The organism is Methylocaldum marinum (assembly GCF_003584645.1).
GTDB classification, from domain to species: domain Bacteria; phylum Pseudomonadota; class Gammaproteobacteria; order Methylococcales; family Methylococcaceae; genus Methylocaldum; species Methylocaldum marinum.
On record NZ_AP017928.1, the window covers coordinates 3891598 to 3915752 of the forward strand.

General features: G+C 60.4%; 22 protein-coding genes and 2 pseudogenes. 20 read left to right on the forward strand and 4 right to left on the reverse strand.

Annotation, left to right across the window (positions count from 1 at the left end):
• Positions 1-2 precede the first annotated feature (2 nt).
• The 8 genes from sS8_RS17250 (at position 3) to sS8_RS27725 (ending at position 7758) form a co-directional block, all read left to right on the forward strand.
• Positions 3-4643, forward strand: coding sequence for an RHS repeat-associated core domain-containing protein (locus sS8_RS17250; protein WP_119630789.1), 4641 nt, complete (start codon positions 3-5; stop codon positions 4641-4643).
• A 544-nt stretch (positions 4644-5187) separates the two neighbouring features.
• Entirely contained in the window at positions 5188-6084 is an 897-nt protein-coding gene (locus sS8_RS17260) for an RHS repeat-associated core domain-containing protein (protein ID WP_197716554.1), read from the forward strand.
• Entirely contained in the window at positions 6084-6542 is a 459-nt protein-coding gene (locus sS8_RS30170) for a DUF7919 family protein (protein WP_456299273.1), read from the forward strand. The genes sS8_RS17260 and sS8_RS30170 overlap by 1 nt, the downstream gene beginning before the upstream one ends.
• 129 nt (positions 6543-6671) lie before the next feature.
• The gene (locus tag sS8_RS17265; RefSeq protein WP_197716555.1) at positions 6672-6884 is read left to right on the forward strand and encodes a transposase family protein; all 213 of its coding nucleotides are present in this window, start codon (positions 6672-6674) and stop codon (positions 6882-6884) included.
• A gap of 31 nt (positions 6885-6915) precedes the next feature.
• Positions 6916-7044 carry a hypothetical protein gene (locus sS8_RS29595; protein WP_269461467.1) on the forward strand — a complete coding sequence of 43 codons (129 nt, stop codon included), beginning with the start codon at positions 6916-6918 and terminating at the stop codon, positions 7042-7044.
• A 26-nt stretch (positions 7045-7070) separates the two neighbouring features.
• Positions 7071-7205: a hypothetical protein gene (locus sS8_RS29600; protein ID WP_269461468.1), complete on the forward strand. Its 135-nt coding sequence runs from the start codon at positions 7071-7073 to the stop codon at positions 7203-7205.
• 4 nt (positions 7206-7209) lie between these two features.
• Entirely contained in the window at positions 7210-7491 is a 282-nt protein-coding gene (locus sS8_RS27720; protein ID WP_145986579.1) for a hypothetical protein, read from the forward strand.
• Positions 7492-7539: 48 nt separating this feature from the next.
• Complete coding sequence (locus tag sS8_RS27725) at positions 7540-7758, forward strand: transposase (RefSeq protein WP_145986580.1); 219 nt, start codon at positions 7540-7542, stop codon at positions 7756-7758.
• Positions 7759-7786: 28 nt separating this feature from the next.
• Here the strand turns inward: sS8_RS27725 and tnpC are convergent, their stop codons facing one another.
• The 4 genes and pseudogenes from tnpC to sS8_RS17290 all read right to left on the reverse strand — a co-directional run bounded on the left by tnpC (position 7787) and on the right by sS8_RS17290 (position 11217).
• A complete protein-coding gene (gene tnpC / locus sS8_RS17275) occupies positions 7787-9298 on the reverse strand; it encodes an IS66 family transposase (RefSeq protein ID WP_119627853.1) in 1512 nt (503 codons plus the stop codon).
• A gap of 58 nt (positions 9299-9356) precedes the next feature.
• On the reverse strand, positions 9357-9698 hold the full coding sequence (gene tnpB, locus sS8_RS17280) for an IS66 family insertion sequence element accessory protein TnpB (RefSeq protein WP_119627852.1): 342 nt from the start codon (positions 9696-9698) through the stop codon (positions 9357-9359).
• Positions 9698-10000, reverse strand: coding sequence for an IS66 family insertion sequence element accessory protein TnpA (gene tnpA / locus sS8_RS17285; RefSeq protein ID WP_119627851.1), 303 nt, complete (start codon positions 9998-10000; stop codon positions 9698-9700). The genes tnpB and tnpA overlap by 1 nt, the downstream gene beginning before the upstream one ends.
• Before the next feature lie 197 nt (positions 10001-10197).
• Positions 10198-11217 (reverse strand): annotated as a pseudogene (locus tag sS8_RS17290) (IS3 family transposase).
• 189 nt (positions 11218-11406) lie between these two features.
• Between sS8_RS17290 and sS8_RS28525 the strand changes: the two are divergent.
• The 12 genes and pseudogenes from sS8_RS28525 to sS8_RS17340 all read left to right on the forward strand — a co-directional run bounded on the left by sS8_RS28525 (position 11407) and on the right by sS8_RS17340 (position 24155).
• Positions 11407-11973 (forward strand): polymorphic toxin type 47 domain-containing protein, encoded by a 567-nt coding sequence (locus tag sS8_RS28525; protein ID WP_269461513.1) that lies wholly within the window; start codon positions 11407-11409, stop codon positions 11971-11973.
• A gap of 89 nt (positions 11974-12062) precedes the next feature.
• Positions 12063-12848 (forward strand): hypothetical protein, encoded by a 786-nt coding sequence (locus tag sS8_RS17300; RefSeq protein WP_197716556.1) that lies wholly within the window; start codon positions 12063-12065, stop codon positions 12846-12848.
• 39 nt (positions 12849-12887) lie between these two features.
• Positions 12888-13331, forward strand: a complete 444-nt coding sequence (locus tag sS8_RS17305; protein ID WP_197716557.1) for a hypothetical protein — start codon at positions 12888-12890, stop codon at positions 13329-13331.
• A gap of 145 nt (positions 13332-13476) precedes the next feature.
• Positions 13477-14358, forward strand: a complete 882-nt coding sequence (locus sS8_RS28735) for an RHS repeat-associated core domain-containing protein (protein WP_197716558.1) — start codon at positions 13477-13479, stop codon at positions 14356-14358.
• 601 nt (positions 14359-14959) lie between these two features.
• Positions 14960-15406, forward strand: a complete 447-nt coding sequence (locus tag sS8_RS27730) for a hypothetical protein (protein ID WP_145986581.1) — start codon at positions 14960-14962, stop codon at positions 15404-15406.
• A 195-nt stretch (positions 15407-15601) separates the two neighbouring features.
• Positions 15602-15994 (forward strand): DUF7919 family protein, encoded by a 393-nt coding sequence (locus sS8_RS30175; protein WP_456299275.1) that lies wholly within the window; start codon positions 15602-15604, stop codon positions 15992-15994.
• A gap of 241 nt (positions 15995-16235) precedes the next feature.
• A complete protein-coding gene (locus sS8_RS17315) occupies positions 16236-16799 on the forward strand; it encodes a hypothetical protein (RefSeq protein ID WP_119630797.1) in 564 nt (187 codons plus the stop codon).
• Positions 16800-16825: 26 nt separating this feature from the next.
• Positions 16826-17173 (forward strand): annotated as a pseudogene (locus sS8_RS17320) (DcrB-related protein); the annotation flags it as partial.
• Positions 17174-17186: 13 nt separating this feature from the next.
• Positions 17187-18548: a PAAR domain-containing protein gene (locus sS8_RS29605; RefSeq protein ID WP_119630801.1), complete on the forward strand. Its 1362-nt coding sequence runs from the start codon at positions 17187-17189 to the stop codon at positions 18546-18548.
• Positions 18545-19711 carry an ADP-ribosylglycohydrolase family protein gene (locus sS8_RS17330; RefSeq protein ID WP_119630803.1) on the forward strand — a complete coding sequence of 389 codons (1167 nt, stop codon included), beginning with the start codon at positions 18545-18547 and terminating at the stop codon, positions 19709-19711. Before sS8_RS29605 ends, sS8_RS17330 begins: the two co-directional genes overlap by 4 nt.
• 593 nt (positions 19712-20304) lie before the next feature.
• Complete coding sequence (locus sS8_RS17335) at positions 20305-20820, forward strand: hypothetical protein (RefSeq protein ID WP_197716559.1); 516 nt, start codon at positions 20305-20307, stop codon at positions 20818-20820.
• Positions 20821-20858: 38 nt separating this feature from the next.
• Positions 20859-24155 carry an RHS repeat-associated core domain-containing protein gene (locus sS8_RS17340; RefSeq protein WP_119630805.1) on the forward strand — a complete coding sequence of 1099 codons (3297 nt, stop codon included), beginning with the start codon at positions 20859-20861 and terminating at the stop codon, positions 24153-24155.

Here is a 24155-nt window from a genome sequence, read left to right on the forward strand (position 1 = left end):
CAATGGCCCTTACCGCCGAGCAACGGATCGCCGCCGTCCAGACGCAAGCGCCGGATGTCGAAACCGGCGAGCGGATCGCGACCGCCTCCCACACCGGCGCCCTCGCCGCCGGGGCGGCTCTCGCCGCCAAGGGCGGCTGGGTCGGACTGACCGCCTACGGCGCCGGCATGGCCGGGGCATATGCCGGCGACTGGGCGGCCGACAAGTTGGGCCTCGCCGAGGTCGCCGCCGACGGCCTCGCCGCTTTCGGGCTGCGGACGATCGGGCAGGGCGGCCCCCATCCCGGGGTGGTCGGCTGCCAGGTCGCCCATAACCACGGCTTCGCCGGCTTCCTCGCCACCGTGGCCGTGGGTGCACTGGCGGCGGTAGCGGTCGGAGCGCTGGTGGTTGCCACCGGCGGCGCGGCCGCGGTGGCCCTGATCGGTGCCGCCGCGGCCGGCGGCTTTGCCGGGGGACTGGTGGGCGGCGCCCTGGGTGGGGCGCTGGCGCAGATGGGCGCCCGCACCGGCCCGATCACCACTGGCTCCCCGGATGTGCTGATCGCCGGCAAGCCGGTCGCGCGCATGACCGATACCGCCGCCTGCAGCAAGGAATCCGCGCCTTTCCCGCTCATCGAAGGCAGTGAGACCATCTTCGTCAACAACCTGCCGATGGCGCGGGTGGGCCACCGGCTCGCCTGCGGCGCGGTGCTCGACGAAGGCGTCGACTCGGTGTTCATGGACCACACCACCGTCGCCTGCGCCGAGCCCGCCCCGGCCATCCCGGTCTGGGGCCGGGTCCTGGTCGACTGGCTCGGCATCCTGCCGCTCGGCAAGTTCGCCGCGGGGCTCGGCCGGCGCGCCAACCGCACCGCCTCGGCGCGCGCCGCCGGCACCCCCCGCCACTGCCAGACCCATTGCGGCGATCCGGTGAACGTCGCCACCGGCGAATTCGTCGAGTGGCGCACCGACATCGACATTCCTGGCGTGCTCCCGTTCCAGCTCCGGCGCAGCTACCGGACCCGCGCGGACGCGGCGACCCGGAGCCTCTTCGGCCCCCATTGGTGCGATTCCCTGACCGTCGCACTGGTGCGGCGCGGCGCCCTTATCGACTATCACGACGACGAAGGCGTGTGCTGGACCTTCGATGCCCCTTATGCGGTGCTCGACGCCCATCATCTCAAGGCGCCCCAGCTGGTACTGCGGGGCACCCGCGACGCCCCCGAACTGCACGATCGCGAGACCGGCGCCCGCTATCATTTCGACTGGCAGGGCGACAGCGCCCGGCTGAGCCGGGTCGAGGACGGCTACGGCAACCATTACCGCCTGCACTATCGGCGGGAACGCCTGGTGCGGCTCGAACATAGCGACGGCTACACCCTCGATTTCGCCTGGCGGCCCGAGGGCACCTTGGGCGCGGTGTGGCTGCACGAGCCCGACGGTCCGCCGGTGGAACTGGTTCGCTATCAGCACGACGCCCGGGGCCGGCTGATCCGGAGCCAAAGCGACGCCAGCGGCCACCTGGTCTACGCCTACGACGAGCACCACGGGATCATCGCCTGGGGCGACAGCGGCCGGACCTCGGTTCAGCTCCGGTATGACGATGCGGGCTGGGTGACCCGAGTCGACACGCCGCACGGCATCCATGCCGCCTGCTTCGAGTACGACCGCCCCGCGCGGATCACCCGGGTGTGGCTCGACGGCGCCTGCACGACCTACCACTACACGGCCGACGGTCTCGTCACCCGGGTGATCGATCCCCTGGGTGCGGAGACCGTCACCGCCTGGGATGCCTACCAGCGGAAAGTGAGCGAGACCGACCCGCTCGGCCGGGTCACCCGCTACGCCTACACCGACGAAGGCTGGCTCCGGGGCATCACCGACCCGTGCGGCCGCACCACCCGCTTCACCTATGACGAGGCCGGCAACCGCCTCCGGCTCGAGACGCCGGACGGGCAGCGCTGGCACTGGACCTACGATGCCGCCGGGAATCTCCGCACCGAACAGACCCCGGACGGCTTGGTCACCCGCCTGGAACGGGACGCCCGCGGCCGGCTCGTCCGCCACATCCGGCCGGACCGGAGCGAGAGCCGGTTCCACTACGATGCCCTGGGCCGGCCCTGCGGCGTGACCGCCCCCAACGGCGGCGTGACCCGCTGGGCCCAGGACCGGCTCGGCCGGGTATTCGAAACGACCGATGCCGAAGGCGCCCTGACCCGCTACGCGTACCCGCCGAGGTCCGACGACGCGGCGCCCAAGGCCCGCGGCCATACCGCGCCGAGCCGGGTGATCCTCGCCAACGGCGACACCTGGACCTACCGCTACGACGCCGAGGGTCTCCCGGACGCCGTTACCGATGCCGCCGGCCACACCCGACAGTACCGCTGGGGCGCTTACGATCTGCTGGAAAGCCATAGCGACCCCTTGGGCGGCGTCACCCGCTACCGCTACGACGCCCAGGCCCGGCTCGCCGCCGTCACCAACGCCCTCGGCCAGACCTGGCGCTACACTTACGACCCGGCCGGCCGCTGCGTCCAGGAAACCGACTTCGCCGGGCGTATCACCCGCTATCGCTACGATGCCGCCGGCCGCCTGCTGGTGAAGACCGCGCCCGACGGCCACGACTATTGCTACACCTGGGACGAGCGCGACCGCCTGACCCGCATCGACGCCGGCGACAGCCGCATCGACTACGCCTACGACGAATCGGGCCGCCTCACCCGCGCCGCGCTGTACCGGGGCGACACCCTCGAGAGCGAGACCTGCTTGCGCTACGATCCGCACGGGCGCTTGCTGGAAGAAACCCAAGGGCCGCACCGCATCGCCTGGCGCTACGACGCCTGCGGCCGCCTCGCCGGGCGCACCACCCCGCTGGGCACGGTGGCCTACGATTACGACGCCCTGGGCCTGCTCGACGCCCTCACCGGCCCCCGGGGCGAGGTGCATGTCCAGCGCGACCTCCTGGGCCGCATTCTTCAACGCAGCAGCCGGCCCTTCGGACCCGACGGCCACCCGGTCCTCGTTCCGGGGCCGCAGTTCCACCTCACCCAGCGCTTCGACGCCGCAGGGCACCTTCTCGCCCAGGCGCTCCGCGGCGACGGCCTCCCGTCGGCCCAGCGCCGCTACCACTGGCAGCACGGCCGGCTGATCGGCCTCGACGACGCCCGCTTCGGACGCACCCGCTACCGCTACGACGCCCGCGACCAGGTGCTCGAGGCCCGGTACGACCCCGGCCCGGGCTACGGCCCCACGCTCGGCGGCCTCTCGCCCGGCCCGACCCTGCAGCCCGGTGTCACCGCGGAAACCTTCGGCTACGATGCCTTGGGCAACCTCTGCGGACAGCACACCCCGCAGGCGCACGCGGACCAAACCTACACCCCGGCCGGCAGCGTCGCCCGCCGCGGCCAGACCGAGTACCGCTACGACGAACGCGGCCGCACCACCTGCCGCACCGAGCACCGCCCGGGGTTTCGGCCGCACACCTGGCACTACCGCTGGGACGCCTTCGACCGCCTGATCCAGGTCCACACCCCGGACGGCCAGGTCTGGCGCTACACCTACGACGCCTTCGGCCGGCGCCTCGCCAAACACTGCCTCACCCCAGGCCGCGCCGGCCGGCGCCGGCCCCTGGTCGAAGCCCAGTATCTCTGGGACGGCCCCAACCTCGCGGTCGAATGGCGACGCTACGGGACGACTGACGCGGCGGCCGCCCCCACCGAAACCCGCGAATGGCATCACGAGCCCGGCACTTTCGTGCCCCTGGCCCTGGCTTACCAACGCGAGCAAGCCCGCCCCGCCTGGCTGCACGTCGTCACCGACCCGCTCGGCACCCCGCGGGAACTCGTCAGCGACGACGGCGAGGTCGTCTGGGCCGGCCGGCTGCGCACCTGGGGCCGGCTCGACCGCTGGGCGGTCAAGGACGATGACACCCGCCTGGCCCGCCGCCTGCCGCGGGGCTACCGGACCGCCGCCAACGACCCCTACATCGAGGTCGATCTGCGCTTCCAGAACCAGTGGGAAGACCCGGAAAGCGGGCTGTACTACAACTACCAGCGCTACTATGATCCCGACACCGGGCAATACCTGAGTCCCGATCCCATCGGGCTCCGGGGCGGCCTCCGGCCGCACGGGTACGTGCACAATCCCGTGGGCTGGGTCGATCCGTGGGGGTTGGCGGGGTGTCCGCCGGAAGGTAATGTTCCAGATAGCGCTGCTTCCGCCATACATCCCGGAAGATTGGCGGCGGAATCTAGTGAAGTATCTCAAGAATCGATTATACGGGCATTGCGTCAAAGTGGCTCTGTCGAGGGTGCAGCAACAGCGAAACTCATGAAACGTGGAGACGTTAATGTCCGTTTAGTGCCTACCGACCCATGGGGAGGTGGGGCCGCTGGTAGAGCGCCGTTTGGCTCAGACACTGTGTACTTGTCACTAGACAAACTGTCATCTCCAGCCAGTGCGGCAGGCGTAGCGGCACACGAGACAAGGCATGTGCTACAGAACTTGACGCCACAAACCTATCGCCAAGTTCACGAGTTGCAAGCATACCAATGGCAGAGAGCGGTTGATCCTGCATTTAATATGTCAGATGACGCGATTTCACGGTTTATTCACACTCATCCGCTGTATAGAAATGTGCCACCCAGCTTAACGGGAGGGCGGTAATGAAAACTGAGAAACAGAATATCTGCAGAAAGTGCGGTGGGAGGCTTCAAATGATAAGTCGGACAGGTGCGGTCGAGACGTATCGATGCGAGCAGTGCGGAAACGAAGAATACATCCATTTTTCGATCTCTCCTGACGAGCTTTATGCAGCGCAAAAGGGTACTGTAGAGGTGTGTATTGACTGGCGTGAACAAGATGCGGACATAAAGACTATTATGAAATTGCGACGTTTGGTTCCAGAGTTGAAAGGGAAGTCGCTCGACGATGTGCGAAATAGTCTTCACGTGGGGCAGTCCTTTAGCTTGGGTAGATATTTTTCAGACCAAGCAGATGACTTAAAGGCTAAGTTGGAGGAGATTGGGTTAAGCGCAAGATGTGTTTAATCGCTCATTGTTCCAGACAGTAAGTCTCTTCTCGGTTTGAGCGCCACAAAGGGGTCAGCGCCACAAAGGGGTCAGGTCTTGCAATCCCCTACGGCACCCCCGACCCGGCGGCGGCCGCCCCGACCGAAACCCGCGAATGGCATCACGAACCCGGCACTTTCGTGCCCCTGGCCCTGGCTTACCAACGCGAGCAAGCCCGCCCCGCCTGGCTGCACGTCGTCACCGACCCGCTCGGCACCCCGCGGGAGCTCGTCAGCGACGACGGCGAGGTCGTCTGGGCCGGCCAGCTGCGCACCTGGGGCCGGCTCGACCGCTGGGCGGTCAAGGAAAGCGACACCCGCCTGGCCCGCCGCCTGCCGCGGGGCTACCGGACCGCCGCCAACGACCCCTACCTCGAGGTCGAGCTGCGCTTCCAGAACCCGTGGGAAGACCCGGAAAGCGGGCTGTACTACAACTACCGGCGCTACTACGATCCCGACACCGGGCAATACCTGAGTCCCGATCCGATCGGGCTCCGGGGCGGGCTCCGGCCGCACGGGTACGTGCACAATCCCGTGGGCTGGGTCGATCCGTGGGGGTTGGCGGGGTGTCCTGAAGGCGTTAGTGGTACATCGAGACCGGTCAGTGGCTGGGGTGGTAAAAGGATCGATGTCGCAAGCGACTTCATTGCTAATCGAAAAAACATTGGTAGGAGCCCCAAAGCCCCCGATTTCTACTCAGTCGCAAACCAAAGTGGCGGACGTGTATGGGTTTCTACAAAACCGATTTCTCAACCTGACTTTGCTCCTTTAGTCGATGCGAAGAATGCAAAAGGATCTGTCAAGGTATTATCAGGCACCCATGGAGATGAAAATGGCGGACTGTATCCCGAGAAAATGTTCTTCGATGAAGATCATCAACTCTGGGGAAGCCATCCAAAAGTTGAAGTATTGGACATTACCAAAATGTCACCGTCAGAGGTCACCACCGCAATCAATAGTCCCGGCCGTATTGTTTGCGCGTGGTGTTTTAGCGAGCGTTCTGTCGCAGTTTTAAGAGCTTTGGGACATATTTCATAATGTATTTCGCAGACCTTTCTGAGTATTCATACAACCCACGGGAAGCTAGACCAGGCCTTCGAAATGTTGGATGGCTTGATAAAGCTCACGCCTTCGCGCGTGGAAAACTTTCTGATTCGGTCATTGATAAGTTGTGGCAATTTTCGAAAGTCGCCGTCGCACAAACACGTGGTTTTCACGTCTGTGAAATGTGCAGCCATTTGTCTCATTCACCGCTAGTCATTATTCACAATTCTGAACGCCTGAGAGTCGGGTCGGCTGAGATTCGGGTTTTTGGCGCAGACGACTCAGCTTATGCTTGCCCCAATTTGTTATGGCACTACGTCGTGGCTCACGACTACCTTCCGCCTGAGGGGTTTATTCAGGCCGTCCTTCATGGTCCAGCTCCGCTTTCAAAAGAGTATTTTGAGCGACTGGAATCGTACCGGGTAGCTTGGCGTCTCTTGGAGACGAATTAACATGCTGATGGTCGGGTGGTGGCGAGTTTCTCTACGACGAGCAAGAAGTAAAAAGTAGGTTGCGTAACAGGGCTGTTCAATGCTTACGAATTTGGGTAAAAGGTTTTGATTTGCCGAGCATGTGAATCGTTGTCCCCGTTAAAACAAAGCCTGCTGCCGATTTCGGATCATCGTCGCGCGCAAGGGAAGTTGTACGATCTTCCCCACCTGCTGCTGTTCAGTATTCTGGCGGTGATGAGCGGAGCGACCTCGTACCGCCGGATTCATCCGTTCATCCGGTACCCATCTGGCGCGGTTGAACGAGGCGTTCGGCTGCCGCTGGCGACGGACGCCCGCCTATAGTTAGATCCGCTACGCCTTGCACGGGTTGGACGTGGAGGCGATCGCGCCGCATTTTCGTGCCCACGCGTTGCCGCTGGCCGAGGACGCCATCGTCATCGCGCTCGATGGCAAGACCTTGCGCGGCAGCCTGGATCGCTTCGAGGACCGCCGGGCTGCCTGAGCGCCTTCGCCGTCGGAGAACGGATCGTGCTGGGCCAGGTGCTGATCGAGGATGCTGGCAAGAACCACGAAATCCAGGCCGCCCAGCGGCTCATCGAAACCCTGGGCCTGGCCGGGCGGCTGTACACGCTCGATGCCCTGCATCTTCAAAAAAACGGTTGAGGCCGTGATCGCCACCGGGAGCGATCTGCTGGTCCAACTCAAGGGCAATCATCCCAAGCTACGCGCGGCCGTACGGGCGGTTTGTCAGACGCAGCCCCATGCCGAGCAGACCTACACGGTGGATCTGGGCCGGCGTCATCGCATCGAACAACGCGTGGCACGGGTCTGGTCTCTGCCTGAAGGGACCGGTCCCGAACCCTGGCACGCCCCCTTCAAAACCGTGGTCGAGGTCCGCCGTCGCGTGGAGGAATTCAATCCCCGCCGCCGCTGTTTTGAGCTGCGCTAGGCCCCTGTCGCTGACGACCTCGTCACCCGCGACGCCTCGACGGCCACTTTGGCCGAGGCCATTCGCGGTCACTGGAGTATCGACAACCGGCTCCACGACGTGTTGGACACCGCCCTCGGCGAGGATGCGAGCCGTATCCGCAAGAACCCCGATGTATTCGCCCATCTCCGCCATTTCGCGTTGAATCTCCTACGTCACAACGGCCAATCCAATATTCACGCCGCCCTTTACGATGTAAGCGTCCGCTGGAGGACAGTCTTTTCCTGATGCCGCCGAACAGTTAACCGTCAGGACCTTATACGTTGGCTGGTTTCCAGTTGTGGGGTAGCAGGCTGTCGATCTCCCTCTGCTTGGTGGTGGGTAAACGGGTCAGGACGTCTTTCAGGTAGGCCTCTGGGTTGAGGTCGAGTTCCTTGCAGGTTTGGATGAGGCTGAACACCGTGGCGGCGACCTGGCCGCCCTTGGGCGAGCCGAGGAACAGCCAGTTCTTGCGGCCGATGGTGAGGGGGCGGATCGCCCGCTCACTGCGGTTGTTGTCGATCTCCAGGCGACCGTCTTCGGTATAGCGCTCCAGCGCCGGCCAGTTCTTGAGGGCATAGCCGATGGCCTGGGCAGTGGGGGTCTTGGGCGCCAGCTGGCGCAGCCGGTCTTCGAGCCAGGCCTTGAACTCGGCCAGGATCGGCCGCGCCTGTTCCTGCCGTAGCTTTCGGGTGCCTTCGGCGTCGAGTTGCTGTTCCTTGGCCTCCCGTTCGATGGCGTAGAGCCGGCCGATGTACTCCAAGGCCTCATGGGCGCTGATGCGCTTGCCGTTCTCGGTCTGTCGGGCAATCTCGAAGAACTTGCGGCGCGCATGCGCCCAGCACGCCACTTCCAGGACCTTGCCTGCGGCGAAGATCTGGTCGTAACCGGCATAGGCGTCCGCCTGCAGGTAGCCGCTGTAGCCTTCCAGTTTGGCCTTGGGATGCTTGCCCGCCCGGGTTTCGGTGTGGTCATAGACGACGATGGGCGGCGAGTGGCCGGCGTATACCCAAAACCGGGTTTCCCGCGTCTTGCCGCGGTCCTGCACCGCCACAGTGGTGTCGTCCGAGAAGATCACCGGCTGTTGCTTGAGCAACGCCAGCATCCGCTCGACCAAGGGCTGCAGCTGCCAGCCGCTCTGGATGACCCAGTCGCACAACGTGGTGCGGGCAATGGGGACACCCTGGTGGGCAAAGATTTGCTCGATGCGGTACAGCGGCAGGTGATAGCCGTATTTGGCCATCAGCAGATGTGCCAGAAGACCCGGCAGAGGGATGCCCTGCTCGATGATTTGCGGCGGGGCCGGTACCGTGGTCAACTGCCCTTGGCACTTCGCGCAGGCGCACTTTTCCCGCCGCGTTTCCACGACCTTCAGTTGCGCCGGGACGTAATCCAAGCGTTCGGAGCTTTCGTAGCCGATCACCGGCCGTTCCTCACCGCAGGCAGGACACTGCCGGTCTTGTGCCGACAACGGCAATACCACGATCTCTCGCGGCAGATGCGCCGGCAGTGCGGTGCGCTTCGGTTGATTCTTGGCGGGCGATTGCACCACCACCGTCTTGAACGCCACCGGACTGGCGACGGGGGCGTCCTCGGGCACCTCATCCCACAGCGGCAGTTGGTCGATGTCGGGGAGGGTCGCCAGTCGCTCGGAACGGGCGCCGAACAGCAGCTTCTTCAGCTGCGCTAGGTCGAATTCCAGCCGTTCGATGCGCGCCTCGCGCTGGGCCAGGGTGGCCTTTAGAGTACGATTTTCTTCGGCGAGAGCGGCGGCATTCATGGCTGCCATTATACCCGGTGGACCACCCGAAAGCCCAGCTCTGATGCGGGTTTCAGGCACTTTCGACTCAGCCGACCCGACCCGCGCGAACCGCGCGGAAACGGGCCACCGTCAGGTCCACGCCTTCCAGCAACAGCAGCAGGTCCGAGCGCGAAATCGTCCCCTGAACCGGCTTGCGGAAGCGGCCTTTCTCCAGCCGCTTGTAGGCCAGCCAGAAACCGTGACGATCCCACCACAACAGCTTCACCTTGTCCCGGCCCCGGTTGAAAAACACGAACACCGCACCCGATAACGGCGAATGCCCCAGACTGCTCTCCACCGCCAGCGCCAAACCATCGATGGACTTGCGCAAATCGACCGGCTCGGCCACCACATACACCGCCGCCGCACTCAGAATCGTCGCCAGCATCACGAGACCAATGCGGCCACCACCTGCTTCAACAACCCGGCATCGAACCCCGGTTTCACCTCGATGCGAACCCCGCCCACCGACAACCACAGACCACCGACTGCTGTCTCACCGCCATCTACCCGCATCAACGTCAGTGGCGCCACCACCGCTGGCTGCGCTACGCGTCGACGCCAGTAGATGAACGCCGCATAGCTGACCGCCTCGCGCGCACACCAAGCGCGCACCGACAACCCACTCCCTGCCTGTTGCTCCAGCAGGACCCGCCAATGCATCTCTCGTTCTTGTTTCGTCATCGCCATCTCCTCCTCTTCGGGAATATGGCGATACTGTGACTCAGGCGCTAATCGGTGGGAATTATGCGGACAGCCGGACGCTTACTTTACGATAATGCGATGGACCTGGAGCGCGTCTTGAATGACAAGGGCATCAAGCATTGAAAGCGGTGGCCCCGGTTTATTGGACAGGATTTTCCCAGGTTTAAGTGGGTTTCTGCGGTTTAGGCTGCCTTCTGGATTGGCAGTGAATGAAAGTACACGCGATTCGGGGGCTTGCCGTCAAGCGAAGAGTGCGGGCAGCGTTCATTGTAAAATTTGAAATAACGGCGCAAGCCTTCTCGTGCCTCGGCAACGGTCTCGTAGGCATGTAAGTAGACTTCCTCGTACTTCACGCTTTTCCAGAGCCGTTCGACAAACACAGTGTCGACCCAGCGGCCTTGGCCCTCCATGCTCATTCGGATGCCGTGACCTTGGATCAACTCCACGAACACCTGGCGGGTGAACGGGCTGCCTTGGCCGGTGTTGAAGATCTCCGGGGTGCCATGGCGCTGAATGGCTTCCTCAACGGCTTCGATGCCGAAGTCCGGGGTCAGGCGGTTGGATCGTCGCCAGGACAGTACGCGCCGGGTCGCCCAGTCGAGCACCGCGGCCCGATAGACAAACCCTTTCCGCATGGGGATATAGCTGATATCCATGGCCCAGACGGGGTTCGCCTCTTTGATCTCCAGACCGCGCAGCCGGTACGGGAACACCGGGTTCGGATGCCTTCGGCGGGTGTTCGGACGCCGGTACAGCGCCTCGATGCCCCTCTTCTTTTCGCCGCATCAGCGCCAGATCGCTCTCTGAGCCCGGCTGTGGCGTGTCGTAAACCGAGGCGCGCGAACGCCCCAGCCATGCACACGGCTGCACCACAGGGAGCGGGTCGGACCGGTCGATCATCGTTTTGCGAATCGCTAGCCCATGCGACCGAGCGCGGCGACTAAAACATCATTCTCCATCGCCAACGGGCCGATCTTGGCGTGGAGTTCCTTCACGTCCGGCCCCTTCGACGCACTGCGCTTCGCCGCCGTGGCGAACACATCGCTGGCCCGCTCCAACAACTGACTCTTCCATGGCGTGATCGGGTTGACATGAACCTCGAACCGTTCTGCCAATTCAGCCAACGTCTTGTCGCCCTTGAGCGCCGCCAGGGCCACCTGGGCCTTAAAGGCCGCCGAGTGATTTCGTCTCTTTCGTTTCATCGTCTGTTCTCCGGTTTTCGCCCTTCGCAGGGCGGTGATTAGAACAGAAACGTCACTTAAACGGGGGTCCAAATTTCCGGCGCCGGCTCTGGCTTTGCGCAGCTCGACCGCTGGGTAGTCAAGGAAAGCGACACCCGCCTGGCCCGCCGCCTCCCACAGGGCTACCGGGCTGCCGCCAACGACCCCTACATCGAGGTCGAGCTACGCTTCCAGAACCAGTGGGAAGACCCGGAAAGCGGGCTGTACTACAACTACCAGCGCTACTATGATCCCGACACCGGGCAATACCTCAGTCCCGATCCGATTGGGCTCCGGGGCGGACTCCGGCCGCACGGGTATGTGCACAATCCCGTGGGCTGGGTCGATCCGTGGGGGTTGGCGGGGTGTCCGCCGAAATTATCTGGAAATAACTGGACATTCAATCCTGCAAAAGATGTCGACTGGCGCGCGACAGGGAAGTCGGCTCGCGATGCGTTAGACGAAGCATTTAGAAGAACCGGCATACCAAAGCAGGAGTTTCAAGTTACGAAATGGGGTAATAATAAATATGGAAAATCAATGCCCGTTGAATGGCAAGGACCCCGTGGGGCTCAGGTAAACGTGGATATTCCTGAGTGGAATAATGTAAAACCGACGGGGGTGTTGGGTGAAGGTCCTCATCAGCCGCATATTGGCTACCAAACTCCTGGCAGAGGACCAGCGAGAATTAGAGGACATATTTTTGTGGATGATGTACCTGCTAACCAATGGTGCTAGTTCAAACCTAGCCGTGAATGAGGCGGCCATGTAGGCACTCCAAGCCCTTGAGGTTTACCACAACCGTTTTGGGCGGGAGGCTGGCCTACATGACCACGATTGACTTTATCACCGAGCTGTTTTGTCGGGTAGACGATGCCATGACCGACAGTCGAAAACATCCCCAAGCGCTGTTGTGGCCGAGCGAAATCGTCACGTTGGGTCTGTTGCACGCCTTGAAGGGGGTCGGCAATCGAGCCTTCTACCGCTGGCTGATGCACGACTGCCAGGCGTTGTTCCCCCACCTGCCGGAGCGCACCCGTTTGTTTCGGCTGTTCAAAACTCATCAGACCTGGACCTTTCACTTTCTGGCCACGCCCACGCTGCTTGGGATCGTTGACAGTTTCGGCATTGAGCTGATTCATCCCATCCGGGAGGGGCGAAGTCCCCAACAGATCGGCCGCAAAGGCGTCTCGAATCACCGCTGGATCGTCGGCGGTAAGCTGTGCCTAATCATTAACCACGTCGGGGGCATCATCGGCTGGGTTTGGGCACCGGCGAATGCCCACGACACCTGGTTTCATCCCGTGATTGACCTCTTTCAGCATCACAGTGTGATCTTGGGGGATACCGGCTTCCATGCCGAAACCGGCGATCCACCCAACTTGAAGCTGTGCCGCCGCGGCGAGTGGAACGACCGGATGCTGATTGAGACCGTCCTGTCGATGTTGACCCAAGTGTGCCATTTCAAAAAGGTGATGCATCGCGTGGCAGACTACTTTCAAGCGCGTTTGGCTTTTACTGTGGCGCTGTTCAATCTGCTGATCCAATGGCAGGGCTGGCAAGCGGATGAGACTGGATTCGTCCCCCTGTCCATCGCCGAATTCAGCCTATAACTCAGAAACTAGCACCATTGGTTGCTACACGTGAGTAACATGAACAATCTAGATATTCACGGATACGCGGCCGAAGCGTTGCGTGCGGCTAAAGAAGCTGGTCTAAATGCAAGACTCCTGCCCAAACCTGTGGCACGTTGTTATATCAAACGAGTTACCGATCGATTTTTACCGCACAAGCTGAGCGGACATTTAGCTATACAAGTTGACTCTGTATCTATCCCCCTCGAGCCATATGAGTTCTCTTACCCTAAGTACCTGGATCACGAGCCCATTTATATGTTTTTCGATCAGAGTGGGATAGATAAAGATAATGTTGTGGTTATTAAAAATGGACAAGCACTAGGTGAGGTTTTAAGCCATTCTTTTGGCATGGAATACTTTTTGTCAAACAAAAATATTGAATTCTTGCTAGCCGTCAATTGGTACGTAATCGAAGGCGCCGGAACAGCAAAGAAATGGATCAATAGGCTAATTTCATAACCCCGTACAAATAGATCAGCGCGGATTGCAGTTACAGCTCTGTCAGCCGCATTCATCACTGCAGCCACAGCGTGCAACAAACGGGTTAAATCTTGCAACCCAGCATCTTGTCCCATACTGTCCCTTATGGCGAGCCTGCCTGGCATTGAACTGGCCAGCGGGTTCATCACACCATATCGCGGGGCAATCGCTGCATGTCGTCACCGACCCGCTCGGCACGCCCAGGGAACTCGTCAGCGACGACGGCGAGGTCGTCTGGGCCGGCCAGCTGCGTACCTGGGGCCGGCTCGACCGCTGGGTAGTCAAGGAAAGCGACACCCGCCTGGCCCGCCGCCTGCCGCAGGGCTACCGGGCTGCCGCCAACGACCCCTACATCGAGGTCGAGCTGCGCTTCCAGAACCAGTGGGAAGACCCGGAAAGCGGGCTGTACTACAACTACCAGCGCTACTATGATCCCGACACCGGGCAATACCTGAGTCCCGATCCGATCGGGCTCCGGGGCGGCCTCCGGCCGCACGGGTACGTGCACAATCCCGTGGGCTGGGTCGATCCGTGGGGGTTGGCGGCGTGTCCTGAAGGTACTCCTCCGCAATATCGAACTCAAGATCATGCGGCAAAAGCTGCATTCAAAAAAGTTAATCCTTTATCTATCAACGATAACTTAGAATATGGCGGATTAATCTTTAGAGACAATAGATCCGGAAGATACGGTTTTACAGGACCTATTAAGGGAAGTGATCAAGGTGTTAATCCACACGCAGCCCAAGCCCCACACAATTCCAGCCTAGTTGGTGATTATCATACTCACGGTGACTATTCGCTATATGAATCCGCAACAGGCAAAACTATTCGCACGAGCGACCTAGTTCGCGATGCATTCAATAGCGATAATTTTTCTCCGCAAGATATTTCTGGAATTTCCGCCGATGGTAAAGGCATACCTGGTTACAAAGGATATTTAGGAACTCCAAGTGGCATTTTCAAAGTTTATGATCCATCAAAAAGGTCGGTATATATTTTGAAATGAGATGGCGCGTCAATTTAAGTTCATTGCTGCTATTGTGTAGCATATCAAAGGCTGAACAAATGAACTCCATGACTAACATAAGGCAAATTGCATCTTTTTCCGGAAACTACCTACTCCCGATCAAACACGCATATCATGAATTTAGCAAGACAGGATTAAATGCTAACGATTATATGATAAATATCCTGGAGTCAGATTCAGAAGTAATTATATCGTTTGAATATAAGAATCTTCCTAAGGGCTTTCGAGGGTCGATTCAAGGCACACCTAACTTTCAAGTTGAAATTGACAAAGTAAGTGGACAAGTTCTGCGATCTAGTTATGGTAGATGATCTGTAGGCACCTCCAATAAGCCGAGATTTTCAGTGAATCCGCCCGTCGTACGATGAGCTTGGTGGAATTCGGTTCAATTTCCGGGCTGGATTGCGGGTTATTGGAGCCGTATCGCCAGATTTCGCCTTTGAATCGCGCAAGTTGGTAGAGATTCTGTTCTGTTCGGGTATCAAGAAGGGCACGATTCCGAGCCCCCGCTGCACTGGTAAGGGGGCACTACTTGACTTTTCACCGACCGATCGCCGCCTGTCTCTGTAATGAAGGCAATATGAATCATGTTGTAGAGCTTGCTCCCAGTGAACTCAATGATTGGCTTGACGCTATATTGGATAGCAGGTCGTATGCCCCAAAGAATTTCAATTGGCTAGGTTTGGCTGAAATATTGGCGCGACGTGCATTAGAGACTGGAGTCCTACAATGGGCTCATCTTGCTATCAAAGTATATGAGTATATAGCTCGATCTGCTTACAAGGATGAACGCAACTCGTTGTTATGTTCAGAGATGCGCGTACGAGTACATTTTATAAAGCGATTCGGGTTGAGCAAGGAAGATAGTCTTCTTGATATAAATACAATTGCGTCTTGGTTTATGGAAAACACAGATTTTTCTTTAGAATGGGCGAAAATGTCTCGGATAACTGGCCTGATAAGCTTTAAAGCGGAGAGATTACCCTTGAAACAATTAACGCTCTGCGCAAAATTAAAAATCGGATAAATATAGTTAAGAGTCTCGATTCGCTAGGGTTTCTCGATGCATATCCCGAAATTAGACAATGGATTGCTCTATCATCTCAACTTCCCTGATAGGGTGGTGAAAAACTCAGAAGGCCAGACAGCAACTCGGTACCGTAATAAGGAGGCATTGCTTGACTTTGCCTCGAGCGATGCCTACCTGTCCCCGTGCTGAAGAATGTATTTCGCAGACCTTTCTGAGTATTCATACAACCCACGGGAAGCTAGACCGGGCCTTCGAAATGTTGGATGGCTTGATAAAGCGCACGCCTTCGCGCGTGGACAACTTTCTGATTCGGTCATTGATAAGCTGTGGCAACTTTCGAAAGTCGCCGTCGCACAAACACGTGGTTTTCACGTCTGTGAAATGTGCAGCCATTTGTCTCATTCACCGCTAGTCATCATTCACAATTCTGAACGCCTGAGAGTCGGGTCGGCTGAGATTCGGGTTTTTGGCGCAGACGACTCAGCTTATGCTTGCCCTAATTTGTTATGGCACTACGTCGTGGCTCACGACTACCTTCCGCCTGAGGGGTTTATTCAGGCCGTCCTTAGCCGGAAAGCGTCATGAATTCCGGGTGTCGAGCGTATTATCGATTCACCCTTTGGCTGAAGCCACTACGTACCCGATTGCACAATGGGCGGGGCCGGCTGGCGGCGTTGCTCCTTCTTGTGGGGGACGGCCCCACGGAGGTGTCGCGTCTCTTCGACCGGGTCCAGGACAGGCTTGCCAGCCGTCACACACGCGAGCACGTCCAACTGCCGTTCAATCTGGCGGCAGCCAAGAGATTTGGTTACCTAGGGACGAATAGATGGCGATTATTCTTGATCACCTGTCAAGCAAGTTTAGAAAGCTCTCGGCGGTACAGACACAAAACGTCTTGAATGCTCTCGGCATAAGTAGCGAGCGCTTCATCATCGGAGACAGGAGCTCCCCTTTATATGAAGCAGGTATATTTTCTAACGATAACCATATTAACCACTATTGGCTTAGGCGATCAGATAGAGACATTGAGTACTTTACACAAACCCAATCTGTGGATTTTTCGCCATTGGCAATACCATTTCTTTTCCATGATTTCGGAATTTCTGAATCTGTTGCGCTAGACCAATTAATCCAACTCAAAGAAATACGAGATAAAATCAACCTACGGTACCCAACAATTACGTTTGACGTGACGGACACCTTAAGCGATCAGCCGAGTGAGGGTTACTTTATTCAGCCAACCATGGATGTCATAAACGTATTCTACGCAGAACGAGGGACTGTGCGATTGTTAGGCTGGACTACTTTGCCATGGATCGCTGGTTTGGCGGTCGCGTGGTTCGAAAATTATAAACGAATCCCTTGGTCTGATTTTTTACCGGCAACTTAAATTCGCGTTTTTCAACCGTCAGCCGCAACCCCAGCCAGGGCGAGGACGCCTTCGCCGATTACCTCGATAAACAACTCGCCCAGTGCGAAAAGACGTTGCCCGGCTATCGCTTGCTCTTGCGGCGCGACTACGTCTGCCAAGGCCATCTCGCCTGCTGGCTGGATTATCAGTGGCGCTCCAACGGCCGTACCCTGCTGCTGCGGCAAGTGCTCATCGAACGGAAACCGGCGGTATTGATCTTCACCTTGACCACCACACCGGAGGATGCGCCGCACCATGAAAGCGGCTGGCGGCAGGTGATGGGCAGTCTCAAGCTGGTGCCCGACCCGGCGCACGACAGCGAGGCGCAAAGCCTGTCCGCCGACCTGTCCTGAGCGGGAGACGGCCATGGATGCGCAAGCGGCCGCCCGCTTCGGCGACGAGATTGCCCACGGCTTCGGGGTGGCGTCGATGGTGGCCGGGGCCGTGGTCGGCGCCCTGGTGGGTGCAGCGGTCATCGGTGCGGTCGCCGCGACCGGCGGCGTGGCGGCGGTGATCCTGGGCGGCGCGATCGCCGCCGGCGGCTTGTCGGGGGCGCAACTGGTCAAAGCCCTCGCCACGATCTTCAACCTGCCGGAACCGACCTCGGGCACCCTGGCGCGGGGCAGTCCCAACGTCGCCATCAACGGGCGCTGGGCGATGCGGGCGGGGGACGATGCCGCGGCGTCGTGCAACGGCCTCCCGTTCAATCACCCGCCCTGGCCGGCGCCGGTGACCATTGCCCAGGGCAGCCGGCGGGTGCGGATCAACGGCCGGCCCGCGGCGCGGGTGACGAACAAGCTGAGCTGCGGCGCCCATATCAAGAGCGGCAGCCCGAACGTCTTCATCGGCGGACCGGATGCCGACGTCGCGGCCGTTTTCGACCTCGAGGCGTGGCTGCACAGCGGACTGGAAGCGCTGGGTGCGGCGGCGCTGATCGGCGGCGGGGTACTGGCGGCCGCGGCGGGTGCAGTAGCGTTCGGCATCTTTGCCGGGGCAACCGCCGGCGTCATGGCGGCCTTCGAAGGACTGGGCCGGCTCGGCGACCGCCTCGGCCCCGGCTATCGGGACCTCTTGCAGGGCACAGCAGGCATGGCAGCGTTGCTGGCCGGGCCGAAGGTGGTACGAAAGTCTTCTCACGTCGCACCAGAAGAGATACGCCCCTCCCGCCCATTGGTTGACCTGCTCAATGAAAAATGGAATCCAAACAATGTCGCTAGAGCGCTCGCTGCGAAGCGTGGGGATTCTAAACTCGACGCACTGCTCACTGATCATGAATATCTGGCGATACGAGCCTATACGTCCGGGCTTTACAAACAGATCAATCCGGCCTTACGAAGCGGTAATCCCGGAGAATGGCGGGTACTCGCGGATGAAGCGGCAACTGGAATGAAAAAAATGGCTGATAGCGGTTACGGATTCCAAGGCATTACTAGACGGGATGTTACACTAACAGATGAGGAAATAGCGGAACTGTTTCCGGATAATGGGATCCATGTTGACAACGGGTTCATGTCGAGCACGACGAAAAGCGCCGGAGTTTTTGAAGGAAACACCGTAATATCAGTTTATTCAAAGACTGGGGTTGTAATACAGGACGTGTCGGAAGTGCCCTGGGAATCCGAAGTTTTATTTCGACCAGGCACATCGTTTAACGTTTTGGGAAAGGTTTTCGACCACCCCGTAAAGGGGATGAGATTTATCCAAATTGAGGAGATTGATCCCATATGAAAATACTTTCACCTGACCAAAAAGCCTTTCTGGAACGCGATTGCGCTGAAATGGAGCGTCGCGCCAAATTTCCAAGAGATATGGGATTTCATCCTCTCTCAGATAGGTTTTCTGAAGGCGTCAAGCTCAAGACGCCGTGGTTAAGGGAGTATGTAATACATCGAAACCATCATAAAGAATCGTCGCGATCCGAATTGTTGGCGTACCTTCGCGAGGCTGGGGCCAAGTCATCGGAGAGCGTTGACCGGTTTCGTGGGGCTTTACTCGGCCTGGCCCTGGGCGACTCGATGGGCATGCCGCTCGAATTTCAGCCACGAGATGCTCGACACGTAGACAACTTAGTCGGAGGTGGCCCGTTCAATCTGAAACGGGGAGATTGGACGGACGACACCAGCATGGCCTGCTGTTTGGCCTATAGCCTCATCCAGTGCCGAGGTTTCAACGCCAGACACCAAATGGAATGCTATTGTTATTGGTATCAATATGGCGCTTACACGCCGGAAGGCGTTTGCGTCGACATCGGCGTGAGCACAAGAAAAGCGCTGGAACGTTTTTTGACCGACGGTGAGCCTTATGCCGGCAGCACTGATCCGTTTAGTGCGGGTAACGGCTCATTATCGCGCCTAGCGCCCGTAGTCTTGTTCTTTAGCGACGACTTCGAGACTGCTATCTACTTTGCCGGCGAGAGTTCGAGGACTACCCATCAAGCAATCGAGGCGATCGACGCCTGCCGCTACTTCGCTGCGCTGCTGTTCGGCGCGATTAATGGAGAGAGCAAAGAAAAGCTGTTGACCGGACTTTATTCACCCGTACCGGGATATTGGTCTGATCATCCTCTGACCCCCTCGATCGAACAAATCGCGCGGGGTTCGTATAAAAACAAGCCCCGAGAGCAAATCGCTTCGTCTGGATACGTGGTCCATACGCTGGAAGCCGCGTTATGGGCATTTTATCGCAACGACGACTTCCGCTCGGGATTGCTCGAGGCTGTGAATCTTGCTGACGATGCTGACTCAGTCGGTGCCGTATATGGGCAATTGGCGGGCGCCTATTACGGCGAAACCAGCTTGCCGATCGAATGGATTCTTCACTTGCATGAGGCACAGGGGTTTTATCATTTTGCCGAAGATATCATGGCGGCAAAATCGGAGGTAACGGACTGACCGATAGCAGAACCCTAGCTGGAGTTTCGTTCTAAGCTGACAGCGCGGGCCAAAAAATCGCTAAGTATCAAGTCCTACCTGTTTTAAACCTTCGTACGAAAGAGATGAGGCCGGGGCGTTTGCCGCTTTTTGAGCGCATGAACGGAAGGCCCCATCCGGTGACCTCCTTCCCAACAGTCAGCATACCTTTTTAAAAAGAGTCATTGATGAGGGATCATCGCTTGACTTTGCACAGAGCGATGACCGCGTGTCTCCGTGCTGAAGGTGGTCGGCCCTCCATTTTGCGTTGAATGTGCGAAATCCGCGCAGGTGAGCCGCCAAAAGACTCGGCTATCTCCTCGAACGAATCGGCTTGGCCGCCGAAGGAGCCCGGCGTCAATCGGGCACGACACGCCGCCAATTCCAGTCGCAATTGTTTGGTTATGGTTTCGAAGCGAGCGGTGCAAGATCAAGCATTAACCCTATTTTCCCACTCGGCAAAGGGAAAAGGACCTCAAATACTGGACAGAGTTATGCAGACTATTACGGAGGCTGGTATGACAAGGCATTTCCGTCCAAGAAACCGAAGTGAGCTGAGTGTCCGGTTAGGCCGGATGAGTCTGGCCGCCTGGTTGATTGCATGGGGCGGAGCAAACGCTCAAACCAAGGAAAAATCCATGAAACATTCACCGTTATCTCTTTGGCAGGTCGTTGCCGTATTAACCGAGCAATCGCCGTACACCAAAGCCAAGATTGAAGGCTTGCTGCCGGTGACGCTTGTCGAAACAAATAATGGCGGCGGCAACGAAATTTTCCAATTTTTCAAGAGCGACCCTGTTTTGTTGAACGACGGTTCGGTGATCCTCAACATCGACCTGCGCCTCAAACGCCACGGGTTTGATCCCGGCTTCTTGGTCCTGGAGCTTGGTGGAACCTGCGTCCCACTGGAGGAAGTTCGCGGCCATTATGGTGACCTCCAGATTACCGATACCCCTCACGGCCACTCGTTAGATGAAAAGACTTCCTACACGGCCTATCTGCCTTGGGGAGAATTGTCTTTCGGTTTTGCCGAACGCAACCCGGATTGTTTAGCCTCGATCGTCTTCGAACCTAAGAAAGGTGGCATGTGATGGGGCGATGAGTTTCGAAACGATACACGAAACTGCAGTTGCCAGCCCTCCGGCCGCCATGTCAGAAGTTCAACAAACCCAACTACCGCCTGCACTATCGACGGGAACGCCTGGTGCGGCTCGAACATAGCGACGGCTACACCCTCGATTTCGCCTGGCGGCCCGAGGGCACTTTGGGCGCGGTGTGGCTGCACGAGCCCGACGGTCCGCCGGTAGAACTGGTCCGCTATCAGCACGACGCCCAGGGCCGGCTGATCCGGAGCCAAAGCGACGCCAGCGGCCACCTGGTCTACGCCTACGACGAGCGCCACCGGCTCATTGCCTGGGGCGACAGCGGCCGGACCTCGGTTCAGCTCCGGTATGACGCAGCGGGCTGGGTGACCCGGGTCGACACGCCGCACGGCATCCATGCCGCCCGCTTCGAGTACGACCGCCCCGCGCGGATCACCCGGGTGTGGCTCGACGGCGCCTGCACGACCTACCACGCCACGGCCGACGGGCTCGTCACCCGGGTGATCGATCCCCTGGGCGCGGAGACCGTCACCGCCTGGGATGCCTACCAGCGGAAAGTGAGCGAGACCGACCCGCTCGGCCGGGTCACCCGCTACGCCTACACCGACGACGGCGGGCTCCGGAGCATCACCGACCCGTGCGGCCGCACCACCCGCTTCACCTATGACGACGCCGGCAATTGCCTCCGGCTCGAGACGCCGGACGGGCAGCGCTGGCACTGGACCTACGATGCCGCCGGGAATCCCTGCACCGAACAGACCCCGGACGGCTTGATCACCCGCCTGGAACGGGACGCCCGCGGCCGGCTCGTCCGCCACATCCGGCCGGACCGGAGCGAAACCCGGTTCCACTACGATGCCCTGGGCCGGCCCTGCGGCGTGACCGCCCCCAACGGCGGCGAGACCCGCTGGGCCCAGGACCGGCTCGGCCGGGTGTTCGAAACGACCGATGCCGAAGGCGCCCTGACCCGCTACGCCTACCCGCCGGAGTCCGACGGCGCGGCGCCCAAGGCCCGCGGCCATACCGCGCCGAGCCGGGTAATCCTCGCCAACGGCGACACCTGGACCTACCGCTACGACGCCGAGGGTCTCCCGGACGCCGTTACCGATGCCGCCGGCCATACCCGACGGTACCGCTGGGGCGCTTACGATCTGCTGGAAAGCCATAGCGACCCCTTGGGCGGCGTCACCCGCTACCGCTACGACGCCCAGGCCCGGCTCGCCGCCGTCACCAACGCCCTCGGCCAGACCTGGCGCTACACTTACGACCCGGCCGGCCGCTGCGTCCAGGAAACCGACTTCGCCGGGCGTATCACCCGCTATCGCTACGATGCCGCCGGCCGCCTGCTGGTGAAGACCGCGCCCGACGGCCACGACTATTGCTACACCTGGGACGAGCGCGACCGCCTGACCCGCATCGACGCCGGCGACAGCCGCATCGACTACGCCTACGACGAATCGGGCCGCCTCACCCGCGCCGCGCTGTACCGGGGCGACACCCTCGAGAGCGAGACCTGCTTGCGCTACGATCCGCACGGGCGCTTGCTGGAAGAAACCCAAGGGCCGCACCGCATCGCCTGGCGCTACGACGCCTGCGGCCGCCTCGCCGGGCGCACCACCCCGCTGGGCACGGTGGCCTACGATTACGACGCCCTGGGCCTGCTCGACGCCCTCACCGGCCCCCGCGGCGAGGTACATGTCCAGCGCGACCGCCTGGGCCGTACCCTTCAGCGCAGCAGCCGGCCCTTCGGACCCGACGGCCAGCCGGTCCTCGTGCCGGGGCCGCAGTTCCACCTCACCCAGCGCTTCGACGCCGCCGGGCACCTCCTCGCCCAGGCGCTCCGCGGCGACGGCCTGCCGCCGGCCCAGCGCCGCTACCACTGGCAGCACGGCCGGCTGATCGGCCTCGACGACGCCCGCTTCGGACGCACCCGCTACCGCTATGACGCCCGCGACCAGGTGCTCGAGGCCCGGTACGACCCCGGCCCGGGCTACGGCCCCACGCTCGGCGGCCTCTCGCCCGGCCCCGGCCCGCAGCCGGGCGTCACCGCGGAAACCTTCGGCTACGATGCCTTGGGCAACCTCTGCGGACAGCACACTCCGCAGGCGCACGCGGACCAGACCTACACCCCGGCCGGCAGCGTCGCCCGCCGCGGCCAGACCGAGTACCGCTACGACGAACGCGGCCGCACCACCTGCCGCACCGAGCACCGCCCGGGGTTTCGGCCGCACACCTGGCACTACCGCTGGGACGCCTTCGACCGCCTGATCCAGGTCCACACCCCGGACGGCCAGGTCTGGCGCTACACCTACGACGCCTTCGGCCGGCGCCTCGCCAAACACTGCCTCACCCCCGGCCGCGCCGGCCGGCGCCGGCCCCTCGTCGAAGCCCAGTATCTCTGGGACGGCCCCAACCTCGCGGTCGAATGGCGACGCTACGGGACGACTGACGCGGCGGCCGCCCCGACCGAAACCCGCGAATGGCATCACGAGCCCGGCACTTTCGTGCCCCTGGCCCTGGCTTACCAACGCGAGCAAGCCCGCCCCGCCTGGCTGCACGTCATCACCGACCCGCTCGGCACCCCGCGGGAGCTCGTCAGCGACGACGGCGAGGTCGTCTGGGCCGGCCGGCTGCGCACCTGGGGCCGGCTCGACCGCTGGGCGGTCAAGGAAAGCGACACCCGCTTGGCCCGCCGCCTGCCGCGGGGCTACCGGACCGCCGCCAACGATCCCTACCTCGAGGTCGATCTGCGCTTCCAGAACCAGTGGGAAGACCCGGAAAGCGGGCTGTACTACAACTACCAGCGCTACTATGATCCCGACACCGGGCAATACCTGAGTCCCGATCCGATCGGACTCCGGGGCGGCCTCCGGCCGCACGGGTACGTGCACAATCCCGTGGGCTGGGTCGATCCGTGGGGGTTGGCGGGGTGTCCCACTAGGTTTGATCGAAAGACAAATCAATTTCAAGGCGCCGACGGCCGGTTTATATCGCGCGCGGACGCAGCCAAATACGCACGGCTCAATCCACAAAAGCAGGCTAGCCATATATTAGGCACCCCAAATTACACCAACCGCATTAAGCAAGGGAAACCTACATCTGCGTTTTCTGACAGGGCAACAGCAGAAGCTCTAACACGAGAGGCGTTAGCGTTAGGAAACCCAGTACGGAACTCGGCAGGCAAAATTGTTCCAGGACAATTTGAATATGATTTTAATCGTCCAGTCGGTACAGGTTACTTTGGCGGGACTCAAAGCAAGGTTACTGTCCATGTGGACAGCAATGGGATGATCCATGGCCACCCATCTGGCCCGGAGCTTTGA